13 protein-coding genes and 1 pseudogene are annotated in these 13,055 nt (G+C 70.6%); all 14 read right to left on the reverse strand.

The annotated features are described in order from the left end of the window. Nucleotides 1–11: 11 nt before the first annotated feature. The 14 genes and pseudogenes from ACN6LM_RS09645 to ACN6LM_RS09710 all read right to left on the reverse strand — a co-directional run bounded on the left by ACN6LM_RS09645 (nt 12) and on the right by ACN6LM_RS09710 (nt 12,741). Complete coding sequence (locus ACN6LM_RS09645) at nt 12–935, reverse strand: LLM class F420-dependent oxidoreductase (RefSeq protein WP_164399870.1); 924 nt, start codon at nt 933–935, stop codon at nt 12–14. 97 nt (nt 936–1,032) lie between these two features. Beyond that, nucleotides 1,033–1,569 carry a DUF6099 family protein gene (locus ACN6LM_RS09650; RefSeq protein WP_445064890.1) on the reverse strand — a complete coding sequence of 179 codons (537 nt, stop codon included), beginning with the start codon at nt 1,567–1,569 and terminating at the stop codon, nt 1,033–1,035. Nucleotides 1,570–1,715: 146 nt separating this feature from the next. Next, complete coding sequence (locus ACN6LM_RS09655) at nt 1,716–2,075, reverse strand: nucleotide pyrophosphohydrolase (RefSeq protein ID WP_445064891.1); 360 nt, start codon at nt 2,073–2,075, stop codon at nt 1,716–1,718. Nucleotides 2,076–2,086: 11 nt separating this feature from the next. Next, nucleotides 2,087–2,485 carry a cell division protein SepF gene (locus tag ACN6LM_RS09660; protein WP_445064892.1) on the reverse strand — a complete coding sequence of 133 codons (399 nt, stop codon included), beginning with the start codon at nt 2,483–2,485 and terminating at the stop codon, nt 2,087–2,089. A 104-nt stretch (nt 2,486–2,589) separates the two neighbouring features. Further along, on the reverse strand, nt 2,590–3,864 hold the full coding sequence (locus tag ACN6LM_RS09665) for a cytochrome P450 (protein WP_445064893.1): 1,275 nt from the start codon (nt 3,862–3,864) through the stop codon (nt 2,590–2,592). Beyond that, nucleotides 3,861–4,475, reverse strand: coding sequence for a GTP-binding protein (locus ACN6LM_RS09670; RefSeq protein WP_445064894.1), 615 nt, complete (start codon nt 4,473–4,475; stop codon nt 3,861–3,863). The genes ACN6LM_RS09665 and ACN6LM_RS09670 overlap by 4 nt, the downstream gene beginning before the upstream one ends. After that, nucleotides 4,453–4,806, reverse strand: a complete 354-nt coding sequence (locus tag ACN6LM_RS09675) for a DUF742 domain-containing protein (RefSeq protein WP_445064895.1) — start codon at nt 4,804–4,806, stop codon at nt 4,453–4,455. Before ACN6LM_RS09675 ends, ACN6LM_RS09670 begins: the two co-directional genes overlap by 23 nt. After that, nucleotides 4,803–5,228 (reverse strand): roadblock/LC7 domain-containing protein, encoded by a 426-nt coding sequence (locus tag ACN6LM_RS09680; RefSeq protein ID WP_445064896.1) that lies wholly within the window; start codon nt 5,226–5,228, stop codon nt 4,803–4,805. The genes ACN6LM_RS09675 and ACN6LM_RS09680 overlap by 4 nt, the downstream gene beginning before the upstream one ends. Beyond that, complete coding sequence (locus ACN6LM_RS09685) at nt 5,225–6,577, reverse strand: ATP-binding protein (RefSeq protein WP_445064897.1); 1,353 nt, start codon at nt 6,575–6,577, stop codon at nt 5,225–5,227. The genes ACN6LM_RS09680 and ACN6LM_RS09685 overlap by 4 nt, the downstream gene beginning before the upstream one ends. A gap of 62 nt (nt 6,578–6,639) precedes the next feature. After that, nucleotides 6,640–7,638 (reverse strand): MBL fold metallo-hydrolase, encoded by a 999-nt coding sequence (locus ACN6LM_RS09690; protein WP_445064898.1) that lies wholly within the window; start codon nt 7,636–7,638, stop codon nt 6,640–6,642. A gap of 280 nt (nt 7,639–7,918) precedes the next feature. After that, nucleotides 7,919–9,094 carry a Gfo/Idh/MocA family protein gene (locus ACN6LM_RS09695; protein ID WP_445064899.1) on the reverse strand — a complete coding sequence of 392 codons (1,176 nt, stop codon included), beginning with the start codon at nt 9,092–9,094 and terminating at the stop codon, nt 7,919–7,921. Between the two features lie 38 nt (nt 9,095–9,132). Beyond that, nucleotides 9,133–10,773, reverse strand: a complete 1,641-nt coding sequence (locus tag ACN6LM_RS09700) for a hypothetical protein (protein WP_445064900.1) — start codon at nt 10,771–10,773, stop codon at nt 9,133–9,135. A 51-nt stretch (nt 10,774–10,824) separates the two neighbouring features. Then, nucleotides 10,825–11,772 carry a carbohydrate ABC transporter permease gene (locus ACN6LM_RS09705; RefSeq protein ID WP_445064901.1) on the reverse strand — a complete coding sequence of 316 codons (948 nt, stop codon included), beginning with the start codon at nt 11,770–11,772 and terminating at the stop codon, nt 10,825–10,827. Continuing rightward, a pseudogene (locus ACN6LM_RS09710) lies at nt 11,769–12,741 on the reverse strand (ABC transporter permease). The gene ACN6LM_RS09705 and the pseudogene ACN6LM_RS09710 overlap by 4 nt, the downstream one beginning before the upstream one ends. Nucleotides 12,742–13,055: the final 314 nt, after the last annotated feature.

Consider the following 13,055-nt stretch of genomic DNA (forward strand, 5'->3'; position numbering starts at 1 on the left):
CGGCCCTGCTCTCAGCCCAGCTGGGACTGGACCTGGGAGGAGATCAGTTCCAGGTGGTCCAGGTCGTCCAGGTCGAGCACCTGGAGGTAGATCCGCGAGGCCCCGATCGCCGCGTAGCGTCCGATCTTGTCGACCACCTCGGCGGGCGACCCCGCGAGCCCGTTCGCCTTCAGCTCCGCCGCGTCGCGGCCGATGGCCTCTGCCCGGCGGGCCACTTCCGCGTCGTCCCGGCCGACGCAGACGACCAGCGCGTTGGAGTACACCAGGTCGTCCGGCTTCCGGCCCGCCGCCTCGGCCGCCTCGCGGACCCGGCCGAACTGCTTCTCGGAGTCATCCAGGCCGGCGAAGGGGATGTTGAACTCGTCGGCGTACTGGGCGGCGAGGCGCGGGGTGCGCTTCGCGCCGTGTCCACCGATGAGCACCGGCACCTTGGCCTGCGCAGGCTTGGGCAGCGCAGGCGAGTCCTTCAGCTGGTAGTACGTGCCGTCATAGCTGAACGTCTTGCCGACCTCGGTCGCCCACAGCCCGGTGACGATCGCGAGCTGTTCCTCCAGGCGGCCGAACTTCTCCTTCGGGAAGGGGATGCCGTACGCCGTGTGCTCCTCCTCGAACCAGCCCGCGCCGAGGCCCAGTTCGACCCGGCCGCCCGACATCTGGTCGACCTGCGCCACCTGGATGGCGAGGACACCGGGGAGCCGGAAGGTGCCTGCCGTCATCAGCGTGCCCAGGCGGATGCGCTTGGTCTCGCGGGCCAGCCCCGCCAGCGTGATCCAGGCGTCCGTGGGGCCGGGCAGGCCGTCGCCCTGCCCCATGCGGAGATAGTGGTCGGACCGGTAGAAGGCGTCGAAGCCGAGGTCCTCGGTGGCCTTGGCGACGGTGAGCAGGGTGTCGTAGCTCGCCCCCTGCTGGGGCTCGGTGAAAATGCGAAGATCCATGCCTCCATCCTGCACCCGCGCGCGCCTCCACCCCTTCTTCGGGGGCGATGTCCGCGTGGAGTCGCGGCCTCGGAGGGCGTGCCGGAGGGCGGCCTGCTCACTGAATACCGGTCACCGGGCCCACCGGGTCGTGCAGCACCCCGTGCGGGCCGTCCCGCTCCCGCCGGCGCTCCAGATCCTCCCGCCGCTCGCGCTCCCGCTCGTCGAGGAGCCGGAGCATGGAGCGGACCCGGTCCGTGGACTCGTCGGCGGCGTCGATGGCCTCCATGCACTGCCAGTACAGGCCCTGCTCATCGGTCTCGCACGCCACTCCGACCAGGGCTATACCGACCTCGCCGAGCAGCGCGGCCAAGCCCGTCAGGGCCGCGCGGGGATCGGCGACCTCCGTCAGCCGCGCCGCGCGGGCCACTCCGGCGCGGGCCGCCGGGTGGTCGAGCGCGCCGCTGGTCCTGCCCCCGATCTCGCTGAGGGCGCCCGCCTCGGCCCGCAGCTCCTTGGGGCCGCCGGCCGCCAGCCGGCTGCCGACCGCCTGAGCCATCGCCTGCGCCTGCCACGCCTCGGCGATGATGTCCGGAGTGCCCCGGCTCTGCGCCAGCGCCTGCCTGATGACCGCTACCAGCCGTTCCGCTTCCATCGACTGCCCCCGTTCGACGCGAAGACCCACTCACCGCTGCGGAAAACCCGCTCACCACGTTCATTACCCACAGTGAGGGCCACCGCACCGAAACGCCAGAGGATTTCGGAAATCTGTGGACACTCAATCGAGTGTGCACAAGTCGATCACTCCGAAGAGTGACGATCTTGGCCGCCCGTTGATCCTGGGACCGGAAAGCGCGACTCGTTCCGTTCGATCTTGGCCGCGAGTGCCGACAGGGCGTCGATACCCAGCACCTCGCAGAACTGGAGGAGATACGCGAGCACGTCCGCGACCTCGTCCGCCACGCGGGGCGCGGTCGCCGGATCCTCCATGACCCGCGCCGACTGCTCGGGCGTCAGCCACTGGAAGATCTCGACCAGCTCGGCGGCTTCCACGCTCAGCGCCGAGGCCAGGTTCTTCGGGGTGTGGTACTGCCCCCAGTCGCGCGCGTCCGCGAATGCGGCCAGCCGCCGCTGGAGGGTCCGTACGTCGAGTTCGGTCACGGGCTCGTCCCCTACGCCCCCGGCACCCCGGCCGCCGTGACGCCCTCGACCTCCATGCCGGCGGGAGACAGCAGGAAGACGTTGCGGTCCACCCGGTGCATGCCGCTGCCCAGTCCGAAGACGACACCGCTGGCGAAGTCCAGGATGCGCTTGGCCACATCGCCCTCCGCGCTGGTCAGGTCGAGCAGCACCGGCACCTGGGCGACCAGGTATTCCGCGACCTCGCGGGCGTCCGCGAACACCTGGACCCGCAGGACGACCATGCGCCGCTGCTCGGCGGGCTCCGGCTCGTCCTGGACGGTGCGGTGGTCCACCCGGGAGGGCCACTCGTTGCGGCTGCGCAGCGGTACGACCTGGGCCAGCCCTTCCCACTGCTCGTCCGTGACGTCGTACCTGTCGTACCTGCTCACCGGACCACTCCGTCCGCACATCGGTCGGCGTTGTGCCGGCTGCGCTCACTGTTCATCGGGCGATTGTCCCCTCCCTCACCCGTTCGGCCTACGAGCGACACGGCTCAGGCATCGATTGCCGCCGCCGGAATTACGTCCGAGGGGTCCGCGACCGTGAGGGCGCCGCTCGGAGCGGCGGTGGTGTCCAGCGGGGTGAAGCGGATCGGGAGGTGGGCCAGCGCGCGGTGGAACGGGCCGGGACGCCACAGCAGTTCGTCCGGTGCCACGGCCAGCTCCGCGTCGCACAGGAGGCTGGTGAGCTGTTCGATCGCGGTCATCGCGATGAGCAGGGCCGGCTGCTTGGCGGGGCAGCGGTGGGGGCCCGCCGACCAGGCGAGATGGGCGCTGGCCCCGGACCGGAGGCCGCCGTCGGAGACGGGCGGCGGGGACTGGGAGTTGGCGGCGGCGTAGGAGACCAGGACGAGCTGTCCGGCGCGCAGCCGTACGCCGTGGAACTCGGTGTCGTGGCGCGGGTAGTGGGCGGCCAGGTTGGCGATCGGCGGGTCGCGCCACAGCACTTCGTTGATCGCCTCGTGGGCGGTCATCGCGCCGCCGTGCAGGGAGCCCGCGTAGCGTTCGTCGGTGAGCATGTGGAGCGTGGCGTTGCCGATGAGGTTGGTCATCGGGTCGTTGCCTGCGCTCATCACCAGGGTGATCTGGCGTACCGTCTCGTCGTTGTCGAGCCCCGCCGGGTGGGCGAGGAAGTACGAGGTCAGGTCGCGGCGCGGCCGGGCGCGCCGGTCGGCGACGAGGCGGGTGACGACGTCGACCAGGTCGGCGTACGCGGCGGCGGCGTCGGCGGCCGAGTTCATCATTCCGGCGACCCCGTCCACGATCCGTTCGCCGTCCTTGGGATCGGCGCCGAACCAGGTGACGAAGATGTGCATGGGGAGCCGTCGGGCGTACTGGGCGATGAGGTCGCCGCTTCCCGTGGCGGCGAACCGGCCGATGAGCTGCCGGGCGACGCGGGCGACCTCGGCGCGCAGGATGTGCGGTTCGATGAGCGCGAGGCTGTCGTTGATGGCCTCGCGGTAGCGGGCGTGCACCGCGCCGTCGCTGAACAGGGCGGTGGGGCGGTGGCCGAGCACGGGCAGGACGGGCGAGTCAGGCGGGACGGTCGCCTGCCAGGCGCGGGGGTCCTTGCTGAAGGTGTGGGTGTCGCGGAGCAGGTCGATAGCGGCCTGGTAGTCCGTGACGAGCAGCGCCTCGACGTCGGGGGCGATGCGCACCGGTGCGAGCGGGCCGTGCTCGCGCAGGGCGCGGTAGTGGCCCTGCGGGTCGGCCGCGAAGGCCGGGCCGAACAGCGCGAGGGGCCGCGGCGGCGGTGCGTACGTGGTCATGAGGCGTCCTCGGGCTGCGGCATGCGGGTCAGCACGTGTTCGGCGAGTGTGATCAGGGCGTCGATGCTGCCGCGGCGTTCGCGCGCGTCGCACTGGATGAGCGGGGTGGTGTCGTCCAGGTCGAGGTGCTTGCGCAGGACCTCGTCGCTGTGTGCGGGGGCGTCGGGGAAACGGTTCACCGCGACGGCGTACGGCAGTCCCTGCTCCTCGACCATGTCCATCACGGCGAAGGAGTCGGCGAGCCGCCGGGTGTCCACGAGGACGAGTGCGCCGAGGGCCCCGCGGGCGATGTCCTCCCACAGCGGCAGGAACCGTTCCTGGCCGGGTGTGCCGAACATGTAGAGCACGAGGTCGTCGGGGACGGTGAGGCGTCCGAAGTCGATGGCGACCGTGGTGGTGGTCTTGTCGGGGAGTCCGGCGGTGGAGTCGACGCGGGTGCTGGACTGGGTCATCGCCTCCTCGGTGTGGAGGGTGGCGATCTCCGAGAGGGTTCGGATGAGGGTGGTCTTGCCCACGCCGAAGGGACCCGTGACGACGAGTTTCATCAGGGTCCGGGCGGCGGCCGGCAGATAGCCGACACCGGTCCGGTCAGGGGAGGGAGCGGAGTCCATCGAGCAGCCTCTCGACAAGCGACCTGTCGATCTGCCCGGCACTGGGTATCGGCGGTCGGGTGAGCAGTAGTCCGGTGGCCGCGAGGTCCGTGGCCAGGAAGACGGTGGCACTGACCGGCAGGTCCAGGTGGGCCGCGCACTCGACGACGGTGAGGGCACCCGGTTCCAGCAGGTCGCAGAGTCTGCGGGCCTGGGTACCGGCGTCGTCGGGCACGGGCTCGTCGGTGCGTACGAGTACGGCGAGCCGGTCGAGGGCGGGGCCGGCGGGGCGGGACCGGCCGCCGGTGACCAGATAGGCGGGGATCAGACGGCGTGCTGGGCCGGGGGTCATGGCCGGGCGGCGGTGTCCGGTTGGCGGGTGGGTGCGTGCATCGCCCGGGTGAGCGCGGTGACCTGGACCTGCATCTGGTAGGCGATGTCGCCGAGCTTGGCGCCGGGTTCGGCGAACAGGGCGAGGGTGGTGTTGCGCCCGGCCGGTACGACGACGGCGAAGCCCAGGTCCGATTCCACGACGGTCTGGGCCAGTTGCGGGGCCTCTGCGTTGGTGAAGGCGGTCGTGAAGGCGCGGGCGGCGGCGTGCAGGGTGGCCGTCATCGCGGCGACCCGTTCGCCGGAGGCCCGGTCGAGGCCGGGGGACGCGCCTTCGACCAGGCCGTCGCCGGTGGCGACCACGGCGTGCTGGACTCCGGGCAGCTCAAGCAGCGGGGTCAGCACCCATGCGAGGTCGCCTGAGGTGGGGCTGGGGGCGCTCACTTCTCGTCGTCTCCTTGTTCGTCCTGGTGGTCGGGGGCGTCGGTGTCCGGTGCGGGCGGCCGCCCGGCGACACTCCTGCCGTTGAGGGTGCCCTGCTGGAGGGCCGCCCAGGAAGCCCCTGCCGCCTCCGGTGTACGGGGCATCCGGTCGGCGGACGGCTCGGCGGTCCGGTCGGCGGTGGCCGCGGCCGGTGTGCGGCGCGGTGTCCGCCGGCGCCGGCTGGGCAGTCCGGAGGGCTCGGCGGCGTCCGGCACGGGGGCGTCCGTTCCGGTCGGGGCGGGCTGGGCCGGTGCGGCGGCCGCCACGGGGGCGGGGGCGAGGGCGGAGAGGTTCCGGTCCTCGTCCAGCACGGTGAGCAGGTGGGCCGGTACGCGCAGGATCGTCCGCATGCCGCCGAACGGGGACGCCTCGATGTGGCAGTCGAAGCCGTACTGCACGACGAGCCGGCCGACGACCGCGAAACCGGTCTGCGGCGGGTCGCCGAGCTCCGTGAGCAGGACCTCGGCGGGTCCGGCGAGCAGGGCGCGGGCGCGGTCCAGGGCATCCTCGTCCATGCCGATGCCGGCGTCGTCCACGACGAGGAACGCGCCCCGGCCGCCGCTCTGCTGGACGGTGACCTGGACGTCGGTGTCGGGGTGGGAGTACGCGGTGGCGTTGGCGAGGAGTTCGGCCAGGGCGATGGCGAGGGGTTCGGCGGCGCGGGCGGCGAGGGCGAGGCGTTCGTCGCGCAGGTGGTTGGAGACCTTGATCCGCTCGTAGCCGGCGACGCGGGACTGGGCGCCGAGGACGATCTCGACCAGCGGGGAGTTCTGGCGGGCGAGGCCGGGCCAGGCGTCGCACAGGACGGCGGTGGACTGGGTGCGGCGCAGCGCGAGTTCGTTGCGGAAGTCGAGCTGGAGGATGCGCGGGTCGTCGTACTCGTGCTGGAGCTCGTGCAGCAGCTGCTGGGACTGGTTCAGGAGGGACTGGATCTTGGCGGAGGTGCCGCGCATCGCGGCGCGGGCCGCGGCGTCGACGCGTCCGCGCTCTTCGAGGACGGCGGTCCGCGCGGCCTGGACGGCCTCGGTGAGCAGGAGGGCGGCACCGCCGTCGACCTCGGCCGCCTCGCGCAGTCCGGGGACGGTGGCGCTGGGGTGGGAGAGGGCGAGGGCGGCGGCGGGTATGCGCCGGCGCGCGAGCTGCCGGATCTCGTCCAGGAGGGCCGCGGTGCGGGCCTCGGCGGCCTTGGCCTGGCGTTCGGCGAGTTCGGCGCGGGTGACGGCCTGCTGCTCGGAGAGGCCGGCCCGGTAGGCGCGGGAGAAGCCCACCACCGCGGCGACGACGGCGATCACTGCGACGATCCATGCCATGCCGTTACCGCGTTTCTCTCGTCGGGTCGGTCCGCCGTCGCGCCCGGGGCGGGACCGCGTGGTCAGCCCGCGCTGCCTGCCGGCTCACTGACCTGCTCCACTTCGTGTGCGACGGTGGCGACGTCGGTCATGACCTGGACCACGCTGGGCCGCTCCGAGCCGTCGAGCTGCCGGTATTCGCTGCCGATGGTCACCACGAGCCGCTCGGGGAGGCCGAGCCCGGGGTAGCGGCCCTCGGCGATGACCTGGCGGGCGGCGTCGATGGAGGGGACGCCCGCGGCGTGCAGGGTGTGGGCGCGCTCCCGGATGTATTCGAGGTACGCGATGTGCTCGCGGACGCCGGCCCGGTCGAGGACGGGGCCGTGGCCGGGGACGATCGTTTCGGCGCCGGTGGCCAGCACCTGTTCGCAGGCGCCGATGATGTTGCTCAGCGGGCCTTCCCAGTGGATCGGGTGGTCGCCGGGCTGCTCGGGGGACGACGAGAAGATGATGTCACCGCTGAACACGGTGGACTGGGCGGGCAGGTGGACCATCAGGTCGCCGGTGGTGTGCGCGGGCGCGAGCGAGGTGATCTGCACCGGGTAGTCCCCGAGGCTCAGTTCGAGCTCGCCCGTGAAGTAGGTGGTCGGCCGGACGGGTTCGGTCTGCGACCAGTCGAACGGGCCGAAGTGGCGGGCGAGGTAAGCCCCGAGCGGGGTCGCCGGGTCGCCGCCGGTGACGAGCGCGTGCTGCTGCTGCGGCGAGGGCTCGTAGTGGATGTGCGCCCGGGCCTCGCGGGTCACGATGATCTCGGCGTCCGGGAGCACGCCCGCGCCCCAGAAGTGGTCGCCGTTGGCGTGCGTGACGATCACCCGGTCGATGGTGGCGCCGTCGGGCAGGCGCTTGCCGGACTCGGCGAGGAACTGGCCGGCGAGCACCGGGTCGTACGGCGTGTCGATCCACAGTGCGCCCCGGGGAGAGACGAGCAGGCCGCAGTTGGCCAGCCCCCAGCCACGCTTCGGCGGGAGCCAGGCGTACAGGCCCCTGCCAAGGTCAACGACATCCCCACCCGTGATCGACATGGACGCGATTATGCCGACCGGTTTCCGGTCGCGCGTTCGAGACCGGCCACATGGGCGCACGATTGGCTTGAAACAGCCCTTGACCCGCCGTACGGGCGCCCGGGCGGTGACCGTACGGAACCACTTCGGAGCAGCTTCGTCACCATTACGGGATACGGCGCCGTCAAACCGGAAGGGGCCGATTACCCACTGAGCATGGCCGAAAAGAGACGCCAGAAGGTCCCCGGCGCGACCGCGTGGAGCGGTGCGCCGGGGACCCGTGGTCCAGGTGGCCGGACCGTCAGGAACGGACCTGGCCGCGTTCGAAGTACGCGATCAGCTCCGGGTCGAGCGGCGGCACCTCGTGGGGGGCGCCGCCCTCGCGCAGGGAGCGGGTCGCGAGGACACCGGCGGCGACGCTCATCCGGGCGGCGACCGGGGAGGTGTCGGTGACTCCCCCTTCGCGGACGAACCGGACGAACTCCTGCATGATCCGGCCGTCGCCGCCGCCGTGGGAGCCCTTGGCCTCGGGCACCCGGTAGGTGATGTCGGCGTCGGCGCGGTAGCCGCTGGGGCCGGTGTTCCAGACCTTGACCTCGTCGCCGGGGCCGTCGCCGAAGTTCTCCAGCCGGCCCTCGGTGCCGATGACCGTGTAGTTGCGCCAGTAGTCGGGGGTGAAGTGGCATTGCTGGTAGGCGGCCACGACACCGTTGTCCAGCTGCATGTTCATCACCGAGACGTCCTCGACGTCCACGATGTGGTGCAGGTCCTTGCGGGCCGTCGGCGGCCAGTCGAACTCGCGCAGCCAGTTCTCGGGGCGCGGGGTGTCCGGCTCGCGGCGCGGCAGGTCCCCGTAGACGAGCAGGTCGCCCAGGGCGTTGACGCGCCGCGTGTAGCCCCCGGCCAGCCAGTGCAGCACGTCGATGTCGTGTGCGGCCTTCTGGAGCAGCAGACCGGTGGTGCGGGTGCGGTCGGCGTGCCAGTCCTTGAAGTAGTAGTCGCCGCCGTAGCCCACGAAGTGGCGCACCCACACGGCCTTGGGCTCGCCGATGTCGCCGCGCGCGATGATGTCGCGCATCAGCCGGACCACGCCCATGTGGCGCATGTTGTGGCCGACGTAGAGCCGGGTGCCGGTCTCGTAGGCGGCGCGCAGGATGTTGTCGCAGCTCTCGACGGAGATGCCGAGGGGCTTCTCCACGAAGACCGCCTTGCCGGCCCGCAGGGCGTCGACGGCGATGACCTCGTGGGTGTCGTCCGGGGTCGCGACGATGATCGCGTCCAGGTCGTCCCGCCCGAGGAGCAGTTTGTAGTCCTCGACCGCGATCCCGGCACCGAAGCGCTCGGCCTCGCGGCTGCGCACCTCCGGGTCGAGGTCGCAGACGGCGATGATCGCCGATCCCTTGCCGGGGTGGTGGGCCGACATCGCGATGGACCGGCGCAGGCCGAGCCCGATGACGCCGAGTCGCAGGTCTGACACGGGAGTCCCTTCATTGGTGCGGGTCGTGCGGGCGGAGGTTACTTGCCGGCGAGCGACGCCTCGAACTCGGCGCGCATCTTGTCGCCACCGCCGGAGCGCCACTTGCGCAGCTCGTCCTTGAAGGCGGAGACCGGCTTGCGGCCGGCGACGATGTCCAGCTGGATGTCGCTCATGGCGGTGGTGAGCGACGGGCTCTTGCTGGTGGAGGTGTCCGAGAAGTGACCGCTCGTCGGATTGGTCTGGGCGATCTTGAGCAGGTCCGCCTGCCAGCCGTGGATCCTGCTCGCCATGTCGCCCCGGCCCGGCAGGTAGATGTACTCGGGTCCGGCGGCGAGGAAGGCCAGCGGCATCGCGGTGGTGACGGCTTCGGAGTTGCCCTTGGCGGTGAGCTTGACGTCGCCCTGCGAGGTGCGCGTCCAGTGCTTGCCCTCGATGCCGTTGTCGAGGAAGAGGCGCTCCTCCGTACCGAAGGGGGCGGCCAGGTAGTCCAGGACGCGCAGCAGCATCTTGACGCGCTTGTCGTCGGCCTTCTTGTTGATCGCGGTGTAGCCGACGGAGCCGTAGCCCATGTTGTAGTGCGGCGTGGCGCCTTCCTTGGCGGCGAACGGCACGATGACGCCGAACGGGAAGTCGTACGTCTTGGCGTCGACCAGGAAGCTGGGGAAGGACTGGACGTAGGCGCCGAGGGAGCCCTGGGCCATCTTCTCCATGGTGGTGCTGAGGTTGGGGTCCGGCCAGAAGAGCTTGGCCCTGGCGCACTTGACGGCGAAGGCCAGGGCCTCCTGGTACTCCTCCGTCTCGTACTGGTGCGTCAGCTTGCCGCCTTCCAGGCGCCAGGCGCTGGGGGCGCCGAACCACTGGGCGAACTGGGCGATGTGGTTCACGTACGCCGGTTCCAGGACGTACTTGTTGCGCTTGACGTCCAGCAGTTCCCTGCCCTTGGCGAGGAAGTCCTCGGCGCTGGTGAACTCGGCGCCGCCGACCGGCTTCCAGAAGTCCTGGTTGACGACGTAGACCTGGCCCATGGAGCCGTAGGCGACGGTGACGCCGCGGATCTTGCCGTTGACGACGGCGGTCTTCCAGGCGGTGGTCGGCAGGTTCGCCAGGTTCGGGTACTCCTTGACCGCGTCGCCCGACAGGTGGGGCGTGAGGTCGTGGAACTTGGCGTCCAGGAGCTCGGGCACGCGCTGGATGCCCTGGTTGGGCGGGAACCAGACGAGGTCGGGTATGTCGCCGCCGGCCATCATCGCGTTGAACTTGGTGAGGTAGGCGTCGACGCCCTGGTCCACGACGATCGTCATGTCGAACCGGGCACCGAGCCGCTTGTTCAGCTCCTGCCAGTAGCCGTTCTTCCCCTGCGGCGGGGCAGGGGTGGTGAACGTCTCGGTGAGGGCGGTGATGCGGCTGCCGTCACCGGGGGTCTTCGCGACGGACCTGGTGAGCTTCTTGGGGTAGCGCAGGTAGGTCGCGTCGAGGCCCGCCGCGTTGCCCGCGAGGTCGGCGGGGGCGGTCTGGGCCGCCACGTACGTCGGGAGCTTGACCTTGGCCGACGCCTTGGCGCCGCCCTTGCTGACCGTGGCCCCGCTGCCGCAGGCGCTCAGGGTGGACAGACCCGCGACGGTGAGGCCGGCGATTCCCGCGGCGCCCATGAAACCGCGTCGGGACAGGTGGGTGGACATCGGGCTCCTTGAAGTGGGTGGCGTGCGGGGCGGTGGTGCGGGGCGGGCCGGTCAGCCCTTGATCGCCCCGGTGAGGACGCCCTTGACGAAGAACTTCTGCAGGAAGGGGTAGACGCAGAAGATGGGCACGATGGCGATGATCAGCACGGCCATCTGCAGGGAGGTCGCGGGCGGGATGGAGTGGACGCCCATCGCGGAGGCGTTGATGCTCTGTCCGTTGAGGACGTAGCTCCGCAGGATCACCTGGATGGGGAACTTGCTGGAGTCGTTGAGGTACAGCACCGCGCTGAAGAAGCTGTTCCAGTACCCGACTGCGTAGAACAGGCCGACCACGGCGAGGACCGCCTTCGACAGCGGGAGGACGATCCGGAAGAGGACCGTGACCTCTCCGGCGCCGTCGATGCGCGCCGCGTCGTACAGCTCTTCCGGGATGCTCTGGAAGAAGGAGCGGACGACGACGATGTTGAAGGCGTTCAGCAGGACCGGAAGGATCAGCGAGGCGTACGTGTCCAGCATGTGGAACTGCTGGACGGCGAGGTACGTCGGGATGATGCCGGGCGCGAACAGGAACGTGCCGAGCACCAGGAGCAGGATCGGCTTGGCGAGGACCGTGCCGGGCCGCGAGGTGCCGTACGCGATCATCACCGTGCAGGCCAGGCTGAGCGCGGTGCCGATCAGCGTGATGAAGATGGACACCACCGCGGCCCGGGTCACCACGCCACCGGACAGGATGACGCGGTACGCCTCCAGCGTCGGGTGGTGCGGGATCAGCACGTAGCCGCCGTTGGCGTTCAGCTCCTCGCGGCCCGCGAGGCTGGTGCCGATGGCCAGGACGAACGGGTAGAGCACGATCACGGTCAGCACGACGAGCGCGAGGCCCTTGGCGCCCTGCCCGTACCAGTGCGGGCGCTCCATCCACGGCGGGCGGCCGTTGGACTTGCGGGGGCGGGCGGCCCCGGACCGGGCGGCGCGCAGCCGGGTCGCGACGGACTGACTCATCGGTACACTCCCTGCTCGCCGAAGCGGTGGGCCAGCTTGTTGGCGGCGAGGATGAGGGCGAATCCGATGACGCCCTTCATCAGTCCGGCGGCGGTGCTCATGCCCCAGTCGCCGTCCACGACGCCGTGGAAGTAGACGTAGGTGTCCATGACTTCGGCGGCGTCCGGGCCGACGGCGTCGCGCTGGAGCAGGATCTGCTCGAAGCCGACCGAGAGGATGTCGCCGAGCCGCAGGATGAGCAGCATCAGGATGACCGGCCGGATGCCGGGCAGGGTGATGTGCCAGATCCGGCGGAGCCAGCCGGCGCCGTCCATGGCGGCGGACTCGTACTGGCCCATGTCGATCGAGGCGATGGACGCCAGGAAGATGATCGTGCCCCAGCCGCAGTCCTTCCAGATGGCCTGCGCGGTGATGAGGAACTTGAAGGTCCCCGGGTCGGTCATCACGTTGCCGATGCTCACCCCGTGCTCCATGAGCAGCGTGGTGAGATCCGGCGCCGCCGAGCACCTGCTTGAACATCGCCACGACGACGACCCAGGACAGGAAGTGCGGGAGGTAGACGACGGTCTGGATGAACCGCTTGATCTTCTCGCTGATGAGCGAGTTGAGCAGCAGGGCCAGGGCGATCGGTGCGGGGAAGTACAGGAGGAGCTGGATCGCCGTGATCTGGAGGGTGTTGGAGACCGCGCTCCAGAACTCGGGCTCGGCCAGCAGCGCGGTGAAGTTCGCCATCCCGACGAACGGGCTCTGCTTGAAGCCCAGGAACGGCTGGTAGTCCTGGAAGGCGATGACGTTGCCCGCGAGCGGCAGGTAGAAGAAGAGGACGAAGTACAGCACGCCGGGCAGGCAGAAGAGCAGAAGCGCCTTGTCCCGCTTGATGCGCTGCCGGAGCGGCTGCCGTATTCGGTTATTCCTGCCCTTCCTCCCCGCGGGGCGTTCCGCGTCTTCCGGGTCGCGGGGCTGCGGCACGGGCGGCCGCGCAGCTGTGACCGGCGTGTTTGCCATCGTCACAGGCACCTCCAGGGCTGATGGAGCGAGAGAGCGTCCCGCATACGTGGAGGCGGCGCGCACTTCGGGGAAGCGCGGCCGCTGCTCCTTCGCGGCGACAGGCACATAGTTCACGACCGCGCACCCGTATGGCAAGAGTTGTTCATTTCGCAGAGGTAACGAACATCTATGGGCAAGCAAAAGTCACTCCGCGCACGCTCCCGCAATCCGAACCGGTTTGGGCGGCTTGGGTGTGCACAGAAAAGCGGGCCGCCGCGCAACGTGTGCGCGGCGGC

Source organism: Streptomyces sp. SAS_281 (assembly GCF_052542855.1).

Excerpts from the sequence above, each read along its gene's own strand:
- ACN6LM_RS09645 (WP_164399870.1), bottom strand. The coding sequence starts at position 935 with ATGGATCTTCGCATTTTCACCGAGCCCCAGCAGGGGGCGAGCTACGAC.
- ACN6LM_RS09650 (WP_445064890.1), bottom strand. The coding sequence starts at position 1,569 with ATGGAAGCGGAACGGCTGGTAGCGGTCATCAGGCAGGCGCTGGCGCAG.
- ACN6LM_RS09665 (WP_445064893.1), bottom strand. The coding sequence starts at position 3,864 with ATGACCACGTACGCACCGCCGCCGCGGCCCCTCGCGCTGTTCGGCCCG.
- ACN6LM_RS09670 (WP_445064894.1), bottom strand. The coding sequence starts at position 4,475 with ATGGACTCCGCTCCCTCCCCTGACCGGACCGGTGTCGGCTATCTGCCG.
- ACN6LM_RS09675 (WP_445064895.1), bottom strand. The coding sequence starts at position 4,806 with ATGACCCCCGGCCCAGCACGCCGTCTGATCCCCGCCTATCTGGTCACC.
- ACN6LM_RS09685 (WP_445064897.1), bottom strand. The coding sequence starts at position 6,577 with ATGGCATGGATCGTCGCAGTGATCGCCGTCGTCGCCGCGGTGGTGGGC.
- ACN6LM_RS09690 (WP_445064898.1), bottom strand. The coding sequence starts at position 7,638 with ATGTCGATCACGGGTGGGGATGTCGTTGACCTTGGCAGGGGCCTGTAC.
- ACN6LM_RS09700 (WP_445064900.1), bottom strand. The coding sequence starts at position 10,773 with ATGTCCACCCACCTGTCCCGACGCGGTTTCATGGGCGCCGCGGGAATC.
- ACN6LM_RS09705 (WP_445064901.1), bottom strand. The coding sequence starts at position 11,772 with ATGAGTCAGTCCGTCGCGACCCGGCTGCGCGCCGCCCGGTCCGGGGCC.